General features: G+C 65.0%; 16 protein-coding genes. 6 read left to right on the top strand and 10 right to left on the bottom strand.

Translation table 11 applies throughout. The features are described from left to right. Positions 1-124: 124 nt before the first annotated feature. Both J4G43_RS13190 and ggt read right to left on the bottom strand, forming a co-directional pair. Entirely contained in the window at positions 125-589 is a 465-nt protein-coding gene (locus tag J4G43_RS13190) for an FKBP-type peptidyl-prolyl cis-trans isomerase (protein WP_208085061.1), read from the bottom strand. 67 nt (positions 590-656) lie between these two features. After that, positions 657-2,243: a gamma-glutamyltransferase gene (gene ggt / locus J4G43_RS13185; RefSeq protein WP_208085060.1), complete on the bottom strand. Its 1,587-nt coding sequence runs from the start codon at positions 2,241-2,243 to the stop codon at positions 657-659. A 222-nt stretch (positions 2,244-2,465) separates the two neighbouring features. Between ggt and trhO the strand changes: the two genes are divergently transcribed. Together trhO and J4G43_RS13175 are read left to right on the top strand one after the other, a co-directional pair. Next, on the top strand, positions 2,466-3,233 hold the full coding sequence (gene trhO / locus J4G43_RS13180) for an oxygen-dependent tRNA uridine(34) hydroxylase TrhO (RefSeq protein ID WP_208085059.1): 768 nt from the start codon (positions 2,466-2,468) through the stop codon (positions 3,231-3,233). Beyond that, positions 3,223-3,441, top strand: coding sequence for a SlyX family protein (locus J4G43_RS13175; protein ID WP_166084628.1), 219 nt, complete (start codon positions 3,223-3,225; stop codon positions 3,439-3,441). Before trhO ends, J4G43_RS13175 begins: the two co-directional genes overlap by 11 nt. Positions 3,442-3,451: 10 nt before the next feature. On the opposite strand, the gene J4G43_RS13170 is transcribed toward J4G43_RS13175, so the two are convergent. Together J4G43_RS13170 and J4G43_RS13165 are read right to left on the bottom strand one after the other, a co-directional pair. Then, positions 3,452-5,356, bottom strand: coding sequence for a diguanylate cyclase domain-containing protein (locus J4G43_RS13170; protein WP_208085058.1), 1,905 nt, complete (start codon positions 5,354-5,356; stop codon positions 3,452-3,454). Positions 5,357-5,544: 188 nt separating this feature from the next. Continuing rightward, the gene (locus J4G43_RS13165; RefSeq protein WP_014497480.1) at positions 5,545-5,760 is read right to left on the bottom strand and encodes a hypothetical protein; all 216 of its coding nucleotides are present in this window, start codon (positions 5,758-5,760) and stop codon (positions 5,545-5,547) included. Between the two features lie 108 nt (positions 5,761-5,868). Here J4G43_RS13165 and hemE point away from each other — a divergent pair, with 108 nt between their 5' ends. After that, positions 5,869-6,903 (top strand): uroporphyrinogen decarboxylase, encoded by a 1,035-nt coding sequence (hemE, locus tag J4G43_RS13160; protein WP_208085057.1) that lies wholly within the window; start codon positions 5,869-5,871, stop codon positions 6,901-6,903. Positions 6,904-7,021: 118 nt separating this feature from the next. Here the strand turns inward: hemE and hemC are convergent, their stop codons facing one another. From hemC to J4G43_RS13145, 3 genes are read right to left on the bottom strand one after another with little or no spacing between them, the layout of a single operon-like run. Next, the gene (hemC, locus tag J4G43_RS13155; RefSeq protein WP_208085056.1) at positions 7,022-8,002 is read right to left on the bottom strand and encodes a hydroxymethylbilane synthase; all 981 of its coding nucleotides are present in this window, start codon (positions 8,000-8,002) and stop codon (positions 7,022-7,024) included. 25 nt (positions 8,003-8,027) lie between these two features. Further along, the gene (locus J4G43_RS13150) at positions 8,028-9,653 is read right to left on the bottom strand and encodes a GMC family oxidoreductase (protein ID WP_208085055.1); all 1,626 of its coding nucleotides are present in this window, start codon (positions 9,651-9,653) and stop codon (positions 8,028-8,030) included. 51 nt (positions 9,654-9,704) lie between these two features. Then, entirely contained in the window at positions 9,705-10,295 is a 591-nt protein-coding gene (locus tag J4G43_RS13145; protein ID WP_208085054.1) for a TetR/AcrR family transcriptional regulator, read from the bottom strand. A gap of 100 nt (positions 10,296-10,395) precedes the next feature. Between J4G43_RS13145 and J4G43_RS13140 the strand changes: the two genes are divergently transcribed. The 3 genes from J4G43_RS13140 to J4G43_RS13130 all read left to right on the top strand — a co-directional run bounded on the left by J4G43_RS13140 (position 10,396) and on the right by J4G43_RS13130 (position 13,536). Next, positions 10,396-10,761, top strand: a complete 366-nt coding sequence (locus J4G43_RS13140) for a nuclear transport factor 2 family protein (protein WP_208085053.1) — start codon at positions 10,396-10,398, stop codon at positions 10,759-10,761. A 370-nt stretch (positions 10,762-11,131) separates the two neighbouring features. After that, complete coding sequence (locus J4G43_RS13135) at positions 11,132-13,093, top strand: putative bifunctional diguanylate cyclase/phosphodiesterase (RefSeq protein ID WP_208085052.1); 1,962 nt, start codon at positions 11,132-11,134, stop codon at positions 13,091-13,093. 293 nt (positions 13,094-13,386) lie between these two features. Next, on the top strand, positions 13,387-13,536 hold the full coding sequence (locus J4G43_RS13130) for a hypothetical protein (protein ID WP_166084486.1): 150 nt from the start codon (positions 13,387-13,389) through the stop codon (positions 13,534-13,536). A gap of 6 nt (positions 13,537-13,542) precedes the next feature. On the opposite strand, the gene J4G43_RS13125 is transcribed toward J4G43_RS13130, so the two are convergent. The 3 genes from J4G43_RS13125 to J4G43_RS13115 all read right to left on the bottom strand — a co-directional run bounded on the left by J4G43_RS13125 (position 13,543) and on the right by J4G43_RS13115 (position 15,980). Then, positions 13,543-13,986: a DoxX family protein gene (locus J4G43_RS13125; RefSeq protein WP_071917677.1), complete on the bottom strand. Its 444-nt coding sequence runs from the start codon at positions 13,984-13,986 to the stop codon at positions 13,543-13,545. A 241-nt stretch (positions 13,987-14,227) separates the two neighbouring features. Continuing rightward, positions 14,228-15,208, bottom strand: a complete 981-nt coding sequence (locus J4G43_RS13120; RefSeq protein ID WP_208085051.1) for a PDR/VanB family oxidoreductase — start codon at positions 15,206-15,208, stop codon at positions 14,228-14,230. Positions 15,209-15,218: 10 nt separating this feature from the next. Further along, complete coding sequence (locus J4G43_RS13115) at positions 15,219-15,980, bottom strand: GntR family transcriptional regulator (RefSeq protein WP_208085050.1); 762 nt, start codon at positions 15,978-15,980, stop codon at positions 15,219-15,221. Positions 15,981-15,983: the final 3 nt, after the last annotated feature.

Here is a 15,983-nt window from a genome sequence, read left to right as displayed (position 1 = left end):
GGTCTTTTTGTTTTGCGCTGATCTCTATCCGTCATGGCCGGGCCTGTCCCGGCCATCCACGTCTTGGCTGCACGAAGGAAAGAACGTGGATGCCCGGGACAAGCCCGGGCATGACGACGTAGGCTCACTTCACCGCGAGCAATTCCACGTCGAACATCAAAGTCGCGTTCGGCGGGATCACGCCGCCGGCGCCGCGGGCGCCGTAGCCGAGTTGCGGCGGGATGATCAGCGTACGCTTGCCGCCGACCTTCATCGTGGCAACGCCCTCGTCCCAGCCGGCGATGACGCGGCCCTTGCCGATCGGAAACTCGAACGGCTCGTTACGGTCGACCGACGAGTCGAATTTCTTGCCCTTCTGGCCGTTCTCGTAGAGCCAGCCGGTGTAGTGCATCACGCAGATCTGGCCGGGCTTCGGCGAGGCGCCGGTGCCGACAACGCTATCAATGGTCTGCAAGCCTGAAGCTGTGGTCATGGTCTTTCCTGCGGTCTGGGCCGAGGCCGTGGTGTAAACGAATGTCGACACGCTGCCGATCACGGTGATCGCAAGTGCCGACATGATGGCTAGGAGTGCGCGTTGGAAACGCTGCATAAGAGACCTTCCGTTTGAGGCGGAAGGTGTCTAGCGCAACGACGCAATCGTTTCCAGCCCTCGGCCCTTAATAGCCCAGCGCGCAGCCGTCCTTGCGCGGATCGGAACCGCCGGTGAGCGTGCCCTTGTCCCAGTCGATCCAGATCGCCTGGGCGCCGCCGAGCGGGCCGACCACGCTGGTGGTCTTGTGGCCGAGCTTTTTCAGGCCTTCGACGATATCGGCAGGTACGCTGTCCTCGAGCTGGTACTGGCCCTCGTAGTGCAGACCGCGCGGCATGTCGATCGCCTCCTGCACGTCGCAGCCATAGTCGAGGATGTTGGTCACGACGTGGGTCTGGCCGACCGGCTGGTACTGTCCGCCCATCACCGCGAACGGCATCACGGAGCGGCCACCCTTCGTGAGAAGGCTCGGCATGATCGTGTGCAGCGGGCGCTTGCCGCCGGCGATGCAATTGGGATGGCCGGGCTGGATGCGGAAGCCGCCGGCGCGGTTCTGGAACAGCACGCCGGTCTTGTTCGAGACGATCGCCGAGCCGAACGAATGCGCGATCGAATTGATGAACGAGCAGACGTTGCGATCCTTGTCCACGACCGTGATGTAGATGGTCGAGGGATTCATCGGCGGCGCGACGTTCGGCAGGTCGAGCATACCGTCCATGCGGATCTTGCTGATGTACTCGTCGGCAAAGCCCTTCGCGAGCATTTCGGCGACGTCGATCTTCATATGCTCGGGATCGGCGACATGCATCTCGCGATTCATGTAGGCGATGCGCGCGGCTTCGGCTTCGAGATGGAAGCGCTCGATGCTGAGCGGCGCGTACTTGGTCAGATCGAACCGCGACAGGATGTTGAGCATCAAGAGCGCGGTGACGCCCGGGCCGTTCGGCGGGCACTGCCAGACGTCGTAACCCTTGTAGTTGGTACCGATCGGCGTCGTCGTCTCGGTGGTGTGGGCGGCGAAATCGTCGAGCGTGTGCAGGCCGCCGATCTCCCTGAGGGTCTCGACCATATCCTCCGCGATCGCGCCCTTGTAGAAGGCGTCGCGGCCGTCCTTGGCGATCGCGCGCAGCGTCTTGCCGAGCTCGGCCTGGCGGATGATGTCGCCGGCGACCGGCGGCTTGCCGCCGGGCAACAGGTAACGCACCGTGTTGGTGCCACCCTTCAGCTTCTCGAACTGGTTCTTCCAGTCGAAGGCGATGCGCGGGGCGACGACGTAGCCCTCTTCCGCCGCCTTGATCGCGGGCTGGAGCAGGCGGTCGAAGCCGAACTTGCCGTGATCGCGCAGCGCGGTCGCGAAGGCGTCGATCACGCCGGGGATCGAGACCGCATGCGCCGAGGTCAGCGGCACGGAATTGATCTTGCGCTCGAGATACCAATCGGCGTTCGCCGCCTTCGGGGCCCGGCCGGAGCCGTTATAGGCGATGATCTTGCCCTCGCCGCGCGGCTGGATCAGCGCAAAGCAGTCGCCGCCGATGCCGGTCGATTGCGGCTCGATCACGCCGAGAAGCGCCGAACCCGCCACCGCCGCGTCCACCGCCGTACCGCCCTCGCGCAGCACCTCGATCGCGGCCAGGGAGGCCTGCGGATGCGAGGTCGCGACCATCGCGTTGGTGGCGTGGACGGTGGACCTGCCGGGGAAATGGAAGTTTCTCATCGAAGTTCTGCTCTCTCAGGGCTCTCTTGGGGGGCTCTCTTGGGCCGTCGGCGCGGAGGGCGCGCCGTCTCGGAAAAACCGGGCCTACATGACACATTCCGGCCCGCCGGGGCAATGCTGGCATACCAGCGAAATAGCTGCCATCCGCTGGGCGTATAGACCTTTTGCCGTCCGGGGCCATGCGGGTTTTCTGGGCGGCGGCCGCCTGCTAAACGAGCCGCCATGATCCACAAGGTCGCTGCCTTTTACCAATTCGCCGCCCTGCCCGATTATCGCGCGCTGCGCGAGCCGTTGCGCGCGTTCTGCGCAGGCCTCGCGCTCAAGGGCAGCGTGCTGCTCGCCCAGGAAGGCATCAATGGCACGATTGCGGGTGCGCCCGAGGCGATCGACGCCTTCGTCCACGAGCTCGCGCACGGCGCCCTGTTCGGCGGCCGGCTGAACAATCTCGAGCTGAAATTCTCGACCGCCGAGGCGATGCCGTTCGGCCGGCTCAAGGTCCGGCTGAAGAAGGAGATCGTCACGCTCGGCGACGAGGCCGCCGATCCCACGCGGCAGGTCGGCACCTACGTCGAGGCCGCCGAATGGAACGCGCTGATCGCGGCACCCGACACGCTGGTGCTCGACACCCGCAACGCCTTCGAGGTGGCGATGGGCACGTTCGAGGGTGCGGTCGATCCTGAGATCAAGAGCTTTGGCCAGTTCAAGGATTTTGCCGCCGAGCAGCTCGATCCGGCGAAGCATCGCAGGATCGCGATGTTCTGCACCGGCGGCATCCGCTGCGAGAAGGCGAGCGCGCATCTGCTCGCGCGCGGCTTTGCCGAGGTCTATCACCTCAAGGGCGGTATTCTCAAATATCTGGAAGAGGTGCCGGAGGCGCAGAGCCGCTGGCGCGGCGAATGTTTTGTATTCGACGAGCGCGTCGCACTCGGTCATGGCTTGCGCGAACGGGGCCTACGCGAACAGGAATTGGGGCACGACCGTGACGAGTGACATCAAGACGCTGGGCGACCGCATCGACACGCTGGAGACACGCATCGCCTATCAGGACGATACGATCGAGACGCTCAACCAGACGATCACCGCGCAATGGAAGCAGATCGACGCGCTGACGCGGAAGATCGCGGAGCTCGGCGAGCGACTTCAGGAAGCCGAGACGAATGCGCCGGGCCCCGCCAACGAGCCCCCGCCGCATTATTAAGGATGATGAGCTACAGCCCTGACGCCTTCGGCAGCAGGCTCGCCACCTCGACCGACATCATCAGGCGGTCGCGCCCACCCTGCTTCGACGCATAGAGCGCCTGATCGGCTGTCTCGACGAGCGAGCCCACGCCGGCGGTGCGTTCCAGCGCGGGCCGGCAGGCCGCGCCGCCGAGCGAAGCGGTGACGCAGCCCGACGCGTGATTGGTGCTGTGGACGAGGCCCGCCTCACGGATCGCCCGGCGGATCCGCTCGCCGATCCGCGCGCAGCCGGCGGCATCGGTGTTCGGCAGCAGCATGGCGAATTCCTCACCGCCATAGCGCGCAGCCAGATCTCCGGCGCGCTGCATCTCGGCCGCGATGACCTTCGCCACCACGCGCAGACAGGCATCGCCTGCGGGGTGGCCGTATTCGTCGTTGTAGGCCTTGAAGTGATCGACGTCGATCATCAGCAAAGCCAGGCTGGAGCGGTCGCGATAGGCGCGCGCCCATTCCTCCTTCAACCGTTCGTCGAAGCGGCGGCGGTTGGCGAGCCCGGTGAGGCTGTCCTCGATCGCGAGCGTCTCGAGCCTGGTTTCCAGCTTCTTCTGCTCGGTGATGTCGCGCGAGATCGCGACCACCCCGTCGACGTTGCCGTTTTCCTTGCGCGTCACCCGCATGGTCGATTCGAGCCAGACTTCCGAGTTTTGCCGATGCGCGTTGCGATAGGTGACGCGCGCCTCGTCCTTTTCGCCACGCTTCATGGCATCGACGAGCGCCTGGACCTGCGGCCGATCATCCGCATGGATGCCGGCGAGCGCCGGCGTTCCGATCAGCTGATTGGGCCGCCAGCCAACGACGCGGACCGACGAGGGCGAGACATAGCGCAGCCGCTCGTCGAGCCCGATGCGGGTCACCATGTCGCTGGAGCCTTCGGCGAGCAGGCGGAAATGCGCCTCTTTCTCGACCAGGGCCGCGGCCATGCGCTGGCCCCGCTGCAACTGCCGCACCAGCACCGCGCCGATGACCGCGATCAGCACGACCAGGGCGAGCACGTAGAGCATGCGAGAGATCGCCGCGGCTCGCAAGGGCGCCAGCAGCTCGGCCTTGTCGACCATGGCAAGCAGGACGAGCGGATAACGGCCAGAGCGCTTGAAGAAGCTGACGCGCTCGGCGCCGTCCAGCGGCGACCTGAAATGGTATGCGCCGCCCGGCTGCTGCAGGCTCGCGTCGCGGAATAGCGGGGTGTCGGCGACGCTGCGGCCGACGAACCTGTCGTTGCTTGGATTGCGCGCGATGATCATGCCGTCGCCATGCACGAGCGACACGGAGCTGTTGCGGCCGAGCTCGAACTGCTCGTAGAAATGCGCGAGATAGTTCGCGCTGATGGTCGCAAGCACGACACCGCCGAAGCTGCCGTCCTGCTTGTTGAAGCGGCGCGACAGGGTGACGACCCATTCGCCATCGAGCTGGCTCCGCACCGGATGGCCGACATGAGGCTCCCGTTTCGAGGACAGCTGGTGATGACGAAAGAAGGCGTCGTCGCTGAGCGTCGAGCCGATCGTGCCCGGCGAGGTCAGCCAGTTGCCCTGGTCGTCGATGACGGCGAGGCTGTGAATGCGCGCGATCGCCTTCTTGCGTGCCTCCAGCAGATTCCTGAGCTTGGCGATCGTGGCGGGTTCGGCACCGTCCATCTCCAGCCGGCTGACGACGCCCACGACGCCGGAATCCAGCAGGTCGAGGCTGTCCTCCGCATGCTGCGTCAGCGAGCGCGCAACATTCGCCATCTCGGTCTCGGCGCCCTTGAGCACGGCATCCCGCGCGGCCCATTCGCGCCAGCCGCTGACGCCGAGGATGGTCGCACAAGTGAGCACGACGAACGCCGCCGCGCGCAACGGCAGGCGGCTCCATCCGGCTCTTTGTGAGGCGACGGTCATGCGGCAGAAATCTCCGATCGCCGGAACTTCCACCGCTTCTGTTATTGAACCCTGAAACGCTTGCCGACATTCGCAGCGTTAAGCGGGTTTTCCCGTACTCCTACGGACTGGAGCGTCGCTGGATCGCTAACAATGCGTTAGCGACCCTATCGGAAACCGAGCGCCCCGGCGCTCGCTGAACGTCGGCCTTAGCTGAAGATCGACTTAACCTTGTCCCAGAGCGAGGGACTGTCGGCGTCCGCATCGGCCTTCGACGGTGTCGGCTGCGCAGCGCTGACCGGATCGGACGCAGGGAAACTGTCCTCCAGCCCGGCTTCAAGCTTGGTATGGCGATCGGCGGCCAGCGCCTTGCCAAGATCATCAGCGTGCTTGTCGTGCGGCGCGGGATTGAACGTCTCAGCCATTGAGTCCTCCTCGATTGGGAGGTCAACGCGGCGCATTTGCGCTGGTTCCACTGTTCCGCTCCGGCTTCCGGCAGTGTATCAGGAACCTCAATCTTGATAGGACCGTCCGTGCCCCAGTCTGCGACAAAGCCCTTCATCGACGTGCTCTCCGGCCAGCGCCAGGCTACCCCGCCCATGTGGATGATGCGGCAGGCCGGGCGCTATCTGCCGGAATATCGCGAGGTGCGGGCCAAGGCCGGCGGCTTCCTCGATCTCTGCTTCAACCCGGAGCTTGCCGCCGAAGTGACGCAGCAGCCGATCCGCAGGTTCGGCTTCGATGCAGCGATCATCTTCTCCGACATCCTGGTGATCCCCTATGCGCTCGGCCGTTCCGTGCGGTTCGAGGTTGGCGAGGGTCCACGGCTGGAGCCGCTGGATGATCCCGCAAAAGTCGCGACACTCGCCGCACGCGCCGACTTCGGCAAGCTCAAGCCGGTGTTCGAGGCGCTCGGAATCGTGCGCGGTGCGCTCGATCCCAAGACCGCGCTGATCGGCTTCTGCGGGGCGCCGTGGACGGTGGCCACCTACATGGTCGCAGGCCAGGGCACGCCCGACCAGGCGCCGGCGCGCATGATGGCCTACCGGCATCCGGAGGCGTTTGCGACAATCATCGACGTGCTCGTGGAGAACTCGATCGAATATCTGCTGGCACAGCTCGCGGCCGGTGCCGATGCGTTGCAGATCTTCGACACCTGGGCCGGCGTGCTGCCGCCGGCCGAGTTCGCGCGCTGGTCGGTCGAGCCGACGCGGCGCATCGTCGAAGGCGTGCGCGCAAAAGTGCCCGACGCGAAGATCATCGGCTTCCCGCGCGGGGCCGGCGCGCAATTGCCGGGTTATGTCGAAGCGACCGGCGTGAATGCCGTCAGCATCGACTGGACTGCCGAGCCGGCCTTCATCCGCGAGCGCGTGCAGAGCAAGGTCGCCGTGCAGGGCAATCTCGATCCGCTGGTGCTGATCACGGGCGGCGCGGCGCTCGACCGCGCGGTGGACAACGTGCTGGCGAACTTTGCGCAAGGGCGCTTCATTTTCAATCTCGGTCACGGCATCCAGCCGGAAACGCCGATCGCCCATGTCGAGCAGATGCTGAAGCGCGTGCGGGGCTGAGGCTCCGCGCCGTCATTGCGAGCGCAGCGAAGCAATCCAGAATCTCTCGGCGGTGACAGCCTGGATTGCTTCGCTACGCTCGCAATGACGGATGCTGCACGTACTGCGCTCTCAAAATTTAGCGCGGCCGGCTGCGCTCGATGATCTCGGCGGCGCCCTTCGCCAGCAGATCCAGTCCCACAGCACGGCCGAGCTCGCGCGGGCGGTTGGCGGGGCCCGTGTGCGAGGCTTCGATGATGGTGTTACCGGAGAGGTCGAGCACGGACGCCGTCAGCGACATCTGATCGCCTGCGATGGTCGAAAAACCCGCCACCGGCGAATTGCAATGGCCGTTGAGCACCCACAGCACCTCGCGCTCCGCATCGGCAGAAGCGTGCGCAGAGGGATCGTCGATCGATGACAGGATCTGCCGCGTCTGCCAGTCCTGCGCGGCGCATTCCACGGCGACGATGCCCTGGCCTGCCGCGGGCAGCATCTCCGCCGCGGAGAATTCATAGGCGATACGGTGCGAGAGGCCGACGCGGTCGAGGCCCGAACGCGCCATGATCAGCGCATCGGCGGGACCAACCGCGCCGCCATCCGGCAACTTCTGCTTCTCGCCATTGTCGAGTTTTCGGACGCGGGTGTCAGCGGCGCCGCGGAAGTGGATCACTTCGACATCAGGAAACAGCCGCCGCGCATAGGCGGCGCGACGCACGGCGTTGGTGCCGATCTTGAAACCCTTGCCGCGGGACTGGCGCAGCGCTTCCAGCGTCACGCCATCGCGCAGCACCAGTGCGTCACTCGGGGGATCGCGCGATAGCGTAGCGCCGATGACGAGGCCGGGCGTGTCCTCATTGCCGGGCATGTCCTTCAGCGAATGCATCGCGGCCTGCAATTCGCCGGAGAGCACGGCAACGCGGATCTGCGCCACGAACGCGCCGCCCTTGCCGCCATGCGGCAGCAGCTTGCTGGTCTGGTCGAGATCGCCCGTGGTGTCGAACTTGACGATCTCGACATCGAGATCGGGCATGGCGGCGGTCAGGCGGCGCGCAATCTCTTCCGTCTGCGCCAGCGCCATCGCGCTCTTGCGTGTGCCGATCTTCAGTCGCGTAGCCAAGTCGAATGTCCTTTCAGCGCAATGTTTATCGCGCATCCTCCAATATCATGTCGGAGGCCTTTTCGGCGATCATGATGATCGGCGCGTTGGTATTCCCCGACACGAGGTCCGGCATGATCGAACCGTCGACGATGCGAAGGCCTTCGAGCCCCCTCACCTTCAGCCGCTGGTCCACCACCGCCAGCGCGTCATTGCCCATACGACAGGTCGAGGTCGGATGGTAGATGGTGCTGCCGCGCTCGCGGCAATAATCGAGCAGCTCTCCATCCGTGGATACCTTCGCGCCGGGATCGTACTCGCTGACCACGAACGGCTTCAGCGCCGGCGCATTCAGGATCTTGCGCAGGATCTTCAGGCCTTCGACATTGGTGGTGCGGTCGGTCTCGGTCGACATGTAGTTGATGCGGATTTCCGGCGGCACGGTCGGGTCCGCGCTTTTGATGCGCAAGGTCCCGCGGCTTTCCGGCCGGAGCTGGCACACCGACGCCGTGAATCCGGAAAAATCATGCAGCTTCTCCCCCATCTTGTCGGTCGAGAACGGCAGAAAGTGCACCTGGATGTCGGGCGAAGCGAGCCGCGGACTGGTCTTGAAGAACGCGCCCGCGGTGCCGGCCGCGATGGTCAGCCAGCCCTTCCGGAACAGCGCATAGCGCGCGCCGGCCAGCGTGCGGCGGAACGGATTATTGACGGTGTCGTTGAGCGTGATCTTCTGCGAGCAGCGCATCACGATGCGGACCTGCATGTGGTCCTGGAGATCGTGGCCGACGCCCGGCGCGTCCAGCACGACATCGATGCCGTGCTTGCGCAAGAGATCGGCAGGGCCGACGCCGGAGAGCTGAAGGAGCTGCGGCGAGTTGTAGGCGCCGCTCGACAGCACGACCTCCTTGCGCGCGCGGGCCCGGCGCACGGTTGTGCCTTGCCGATATTCGACGCCGACCGCGCGGCGTCCCTCGAACAGCACGCGCTGGCCGAGCGCCTCGGTCTCGACCTTGAGATTGCTGCGCGTCTTCGCGGGTCCGAGATAGGCCACCGCCGTCGAGGCACGGCGGCCGTTGCGCGTCGTGGTCTGGAACAGGCCGACGCCTTCCTGCGTGGCGCCGTTGAAGTCAGGATTGTAGGGTAGACCGGTCTCGACCGCGGCGTCCATGAAGGCTTTCGACAGCGGATCGGTCACGACCATGTTGGAGACCGGCAGCGGCCCGCCGGCGCCGTGATATTGATCGGCGCCCCGCGCCTGGTTCTCGGCTTTCTTGAAATAGGGCAGCACGTCGTCATAGCCCCAGCCGGCATTGCCGTGCTGGCGCCAGCGATCGTAATCCTCGTGCTGGCCGCGGACATAAAGCAGGCCGTTGATCGAGCTCGATCCGCCCAGCGTCTTGCCGCGCGGCTGGAACACCTGCCGCCCCTTCAGTTCAGGCTCCGGCTCGGTCTGGTACATCCAGTTGACCGTCTTCTCCTTGAACAGCTTTCCGTAGCCGAGCGGCACGTGGATCCAGATGTTGGAATCCCTAGGTCCCGCCTCGAGCAGCAGCACGCTGTGCTTGCCGTTCGCAGAGAGCCTGTTGGCGAGCACGCAGCCGGCGGAGCCGGCGCCGACGATGATGTAGTCGAACTCAGGATCGGACGGCGCGAGGGAGGAATTTGCGTTCATGCGCTACTGTTCTTCTTGTTGGTGGGCGTTTCCGGTTCGTCACTAGCACAATCATGCGCGTAGACGCAGCGCCTCGACCAGTGACTTGAACGCACGGGCATATTCCGCCCCTGCCCTTGCGATATCCGCGCGCCCGGCGCAGGCGACCGCCGCCTCCGTCACCGCGCCGAGCAGCAGCCGCGCCAGCGGCTCGACCGGTTGCTTTGCGATGAGGCCGGCCTCCATCGCCACCGACAGCGCGCGCGGCATCTTACCGCCAAAATGCTGCGCGTCGATCTCGCGCCAGCGCTCCCAGCCGAGCACGGCCGGGCCGTCGCGCAGGATGATCTGACCTGTCGGGCCCTTGGCGGTCGCCGCAAAGTAATGCTGGGTGCCGGCGACCATCGCGGCGAGCACGTCCTTCTCGGCGCGCGCGGTCCGGTCGATCTCGGCGACGAGATCGCGCGAGACAGAATCGAACACCGCTTCGAACACCGCCTCCTTGGTCTTGAAGTGATGATAGACCGCGCCCTTGGCGACGCCCGCGGCCTCCGCGATGTCGTCCATGGTGGTCGCGGCAAAGCCCTGCATCCCGAACAGGCGGCGCGCCGCCGTCAGGATCGCCTCCGATGTCGCCGCCCGCCGCTCCGCCTGCTTTGCCATGGCTCCCGTCTAGTCCAATTCGTCGCACCCGGCCAGTTGACTTTTCGACTACCGGTCGGTATTTACCGACTATCAGTCGGTTTTAATCGTGAGGTGATCCATGCCGAGCCGTGATGTCGTTGAAGCCTTTGCCAAGCGGCTGGAGAACGGGGAGTTTGTCGAAGCGATCGAGCAGTACTACACGTCCGATGCCGCGACCTATGAGAACAACGCCGCCCCGACAGTCGGCCGCGACAAGCTCGTCGCCAAGGAGCGCGGCGTGCTGGCGGCCTCCAGGGAGGTCAAGGCCGTCCGCATCGGGCCGAGCCTGATCGAGGGCGATCACGTCGCGACCCGCTGGCGGTTCAGCTTCACCAATGCCGAAGGCGTCGTCCGAACGCTGGATGAGATCGCGTGGCAGACCTGGCGGGGCGATCAGCTGATCGAAGAACGGTTCTATTATGATCCGAAGCAGCTCGGGCGGTGACGTTCGGCACATTTGGCAACAGAGCGGGCTGGCAGCCTCCTCGCGGCCATCCTTCGAGACGCCCGCCTTCAGCGGGCTCCTCAGGATGAGGTCTGCTCCGCGGCAACATCTTAGACCCTCATGGTGAGGAGCGCCGCCTTGCGGCGCGTCTCGAACCATGAAGGCCGAGCGCGTTCTGCGATCGGCCCACTGTTACAACCGTAACGCGGGGCGCCGCATTTGTATCGATTTGTTATCGATACCCTCGCTTGAACACGCAGAAGTGGCCATGGCGATCGTGGCCAGCGGGGATAATTCATATTTCGTCAAAGGTTTGCAGCGAATCCTCCTGATCGAGCCGGACAAACGGCCCATGCTGCTAGGCCCTGGAATGCGGACTCAAACGACCAGCTATTTCGCGCGGCTGTTCGCCGGCGATCTGTCGGCCTTTGGCGGTCCTGCAACCGACGAAGCCGTCGCCGGACATATCCGCGCCGATCAGATGTCACTGGTGCTCGGCTACTCCGTCGGCATCATGCTTGCCAATGCCTGCAACGCGGCCGTGCTCGCCATCGCGCTCTGGCATTCGCCGGACTGGAAGTTTGCGTTGGCCTGGGCCGCGATCGTGGCCGGCGCCGCGATTGCGTTCGGCCTGCAATCCCACGCCTCGCGCCGGATCACAAAACCCCAATTCGTTTCGCGCCGGGCGATGCATCGGCTGGTGCGCAACGCCTTCGTGCTCGGCGTTGCCTGGGGCATCGTCCCGGTCGCCTTCTTCGCGAATGCCGCAACCGGCGGCCAGCTCGTCATCACCTGCCTTTGCTCGGGAATGCTGGCCGGCGGCGCGCGGGCCTTCGCCACGATCCCGATTGCGGCCATCGCCTTCACGAGCCCCATCTTCGTCGGCATCGCCATCTGCCTCGGCCGCGACGGCGATCCCGCCTATGTGCTGATGGCCATCCTGGTGGTGGTCTACGGCAGCGTGCTGCTGCGCGCGGTGTTCGTCAATTCATTCGCGTTCGCGCGGCGCGTGATCCGGCAGATCGAGGCCGAGCGCACGGTCCGGCAGGATCCCCTCACGCTGTTGCCCAACCGCTTCGCCTTCAACGAGACGCTCGAAGCCCCGCTGCGGCGGATGGCCCTGTCCGGAGAGGAATTCGCGGTGCTCCTGCTCGACCTCGACCGCTTCAAGGAGGTCAACGACAAGTTCGGCCACCCCGCCGGCGACGAATTCCTGGTCCAGGTCGCAAGCCGGCTACAACGCTGCACGCGCGCGGCCGAGCACGTCGCGCGAATCGGCGGCGACGAGTTCGCGCTGGTGATGGCCAATCTGGCGCGGCCCGAGGATGCGCTCGAGATCGCCGAACGCTTCGTCGCGGCCTTCGACGAACCGTTCCAGATCGAGGGCCGCCAGATCGCCGGCGCGACCAGCGTCGGCATCGTGCTGGCGCCGCGCGACGGCACCACGCAGCTCGACATCATGAAGAATGCCGACGCCGCACTGTATCGCGCCAAGAAAGCCGGCCCCGGCACGGTCTGCTTCTTCGAGGAAGCCGATGAAAGGGTGTCACGCGATCGCAAGGCGCTGCAAGCGGACCTCGAAGGCGCCATCGCCAGGGACGAGCTGTTCCTGGTGTTCCAGCCGTTCCTCGATCTCGGCGAGAACCGCATCACCGGCTTCGAGGCGCTGCTGCGCTGGCAGCATCCCCGGCGCGGACTCGTGCCGCCGAGCGAATTCATCCCGATCGCCGAGGAGACCGGGCTGATCCACGAGATCGGTGAATGGGTGATCCGGCGCGCCTGCGCGACGCTTTCGGACTGGCCGGAGGACATCCGGGTCGCCGTGAACTTCTCTGCCGCGCAGTTTCACAGCACCGGCATCCTCCAGACCATCGTGCAGGCGCTCGCGGACGCGAAGGTCGCCCCGCACCGGCTCGAGATCGAGATCACGGAATCGATGCTGCTGTCGAAATACGGCTCGGCGGCGTCAGTCCTCAACGCGCTGCTCGAGCTCGGCACCACGGTGGCACTGGACGATTTCGGCACCGGCTTCTCCTCCCTCACCTATCTGCGCAAGCTGCCGTTCAGCCGTATCAAGATCGACCAGTCCTTCATCCGCGACATGCTGGTGCAGCCCGACTGCGCCGCGATCGTGAAGTCTGTGATCTCGCTGGCGCGCGACCTGCGCATCGGCGTGGTTGCGGAAGGCGTCGAGACCGCCGACCAGCTCGAGTTTCTGCGCCAGTTCGGTTGCGACGAAGCGCAGGGCTATCTGATCAGCCGGCCGGTGTCGGCCGATGGCGTTCTGGCGCTGTTGAACACGAAGAAGCTGCGGGCGACTTACGCGGCGTAGGGAAATACTCACAAATGTGAGGCGGTCCGCTTCCAGGGGTGAAGCAGACTCGCGCAGGGCAGAATTTCTTCAAGCCACCCTTCGCAAATGAATCGCTGCCAGGCAGTTCTGCATCCCGCGCCAGTCTTCGCGGTCATAGGGTTGGTCTGCATCCCTGACCTAAGGCTGCCCGCTGTTTTGAGAGCGTTTCCGAGTGTTTCGGCGCGCTACCACTCTCAAGACGGCTTGCCGTGTCGGCCCCATTAAGCAACACTTGCCGCATTTCAAAGTAATTATTTTTGAGGGGCATCATCATGCCTGAGATATTTGAAGTCGTGCTGTGGTGTGCCGCGCTTGCGACATGGTTGATGCTTCTCTTCGCCCTCGTGAGCAAGACCCTGAAACAGCTCTCAAAGAGCATCCGCCGCGCGATAGAGGAAGCTTTCAAGCCCGACTTGAAGTGATCTCGGCTACGATGCCCGATCGAAACTGAACCGGCCCGCCCCGGTGACGAAGATCAACATCGCGCCTCCCATGATCGAGACATTCTTCAGGAAGTGGTTGTATTGACCGATCTGCTGCGCACCCGCGGGATACTCCCAGTAGCGGTGCGCAATAGCCGTTGCCGCCAATACGAACACAAACGTCAGAATTGCGCAGTAGCGCGTACCGACGCCCAATATCAAACCAACGGATATCAATACTTCCAGTACGATGTTCGTCATGGTGAACAGCTCGGGTGCTGGAAGATTCAGGGACCTGAAATACCCCACAGAGCCGCTGAAGTTGGATATTGCTCCATACGCGCTTCCGACGAATACCCACGCGAGGAGAATGCGGCCGATTAAAATCAGCGCGTCAGCTCGCCCTGTGGCGAACGCATCGACTGCCAGCGAGACAGAATTGGATTTCATGGCAGAACCTCCACCCTTGCTGTCCAAGACCGGCTGAACGCATTTATTGCCGAGAGCAAACCTATCATGATTGGTGGACCGCACGAAGCGCTCTTGCCGGCCCATTGACGCTGCAAAGCCCGCTTCGTCACCGCCCTTAGCTGCCTCGCCAGGACGACCTGCACCCGCCCGCTCCGAAAGTAGGGCGGATGCGCGAGCCTTCAGGCTGATCGCGGTTTCCGAGTACGCCTTCCAGCTCCGGTCAGACCGCATCTTCCCGGAGCAGCGTGTCCACGGTGATGGTACCGCGGGCGCGGGAGACGCAGGCGCAGATCTTCTGGTTGCTTTGCTTCTGGTGATCGCTGAAGAAGACGTCGCGATGATCGATCTCGCCGTCGACCTCGACCACGTCGATCGCGCACAGGCCGCATTCGCCGCGCTTGCAATCGTACATCACGTCGTGTCCGCTGGCATTGAGCACATCAAGCATCGAGCGCTCGCGCGGGATTTCGAGCTCGACATCGGTCCCCTTCAGGCGCACGCGAAACGTCTCGGTCGGCAGCGTGCCGCTGGAGCCGAAGGTCTCGTAGCGGAGATCGGGAAGCGGATGGCCGGCGCCGATCCAGGCGTGGCGCGCGGCATCCAGCATCCTCATCGGGCCACAGAACAGCGCCAGCGCACCTTGCGGCAATGATCCGAACAGCGCATCGAGGTCGAGTCGCCGGCCCTCGTCGCTCGCGTGAACGAGCAGGCGCTCACCGAGCATTTTGGCGAGATCCTCGAGATAGGCGGCATCGGTGCGCGAGCGCACGGCATAATGCAGCGTGACATCAGCGCCGCGACGCGCCAGCGCCTGTGCGGCGCCAAGGATCGGCGTGATGCCGATGCCGCCGGCGATCAGGCAATAGTTTTCGCGGGCCCAGTCGACCGCGAGCAGCGAAGCCGGCCGCGTGATGTCGAGCCGGGCGCCTGGTGCGAGCTGCCACATATAGCGCGAGCCGCCGCGGGAATCCTCGGCACGGCGCACCGCGATCTTGAAACCGCGCGAGGACGCCTCGCCGACCAGCGAATAGGATCGCGTCTCCGGCAGGCCGTCGATGGTCACGCTGATATTGATGTGGCTGCCGACCGGATAGGCCGTGCCGTCGAACTGATCCGGCAGGATCAGGAACTCGCGGATGCCCGGCGCAAGATCGCGCGTCGCGACCAGCGTTGCCGGAATCCAGGTTTCGATGAAGCGCATGGCGATTGCCTTAGTCGGTTGCGGTCCTGATCAGCGCGAGCGCCGGCAAGAGGTCGAGATGGGTGCGGTTGCGCAGCGCAAGCCGCAAGTTTCGCACCGCGAGGCGCGCGTGCTCGCGCATCACGGCTTCGGCGCGGGCGCCTTCGCGGTTCTCGATGGCGTCGATCACGACGCGATGGTGCTCCTGCCCGATGATCAGAATCTGCTGCGCCTCGGGCAGCGCCGATTGCGCCATCACGAACCCGCTTGGGGAAGCAAATGGCAGCGCGGAAGCGCGGTCGATCTGCCGGATCAGCGGCGCGCTGCGCGACAATTCGGTGAGCAGTGCGTGGAAACGCGCGTTCAGCGTGACATAGGAGGAGAACGCGTCGACCGAGATCGGCACCTGGCGCAGCAACTCGTCGATCGCGGCAAGGCACTCCTTCAGCGGCTCAAGCTCGCGCGCGGAAACGCCGCGCTCGGCTGCGAAGCGCGCGGCCAGCCCTTCGAGCGTGCCACGCAGCTCGATGGAATCGGAGATGTCGCGCTCGGAAAACGCCTTCACCATGAAGCCGCCTGAGGGAATCGCCTCCAGCAGGCCTTCCTCCTCCAGCCGCACCAGCGCCATGCGCACCGGCGTGCGCGAGGCGCCGGTCGTCTCCACCGCCTGGAGCTCGGAGATGCGCTCGCCGGGCCGTAAGCGACCCGACAGAATCTGGTCGCGCAGCGCGAGCTGCGCCTTCACGGTCTGCGAGACGGAGCGGTCGACCTCTCGCTCGGGCGCTGCTTTCACCTG

Origin of the sequence: Bradyrhizobium barranii subsp. barranii (assembly GCF_017565645.3) — a bacterium.
Lineage (GTDB): Bacteria > Pseudomonadota > Alphaproteobacteria > Rhizobiales > Xanthobacteraceae > Bradyrhizobium > Bradyrhizobium barranii.
This window is presented reverse-complemented; position numbering and strand designations above follow the sequence as displayed.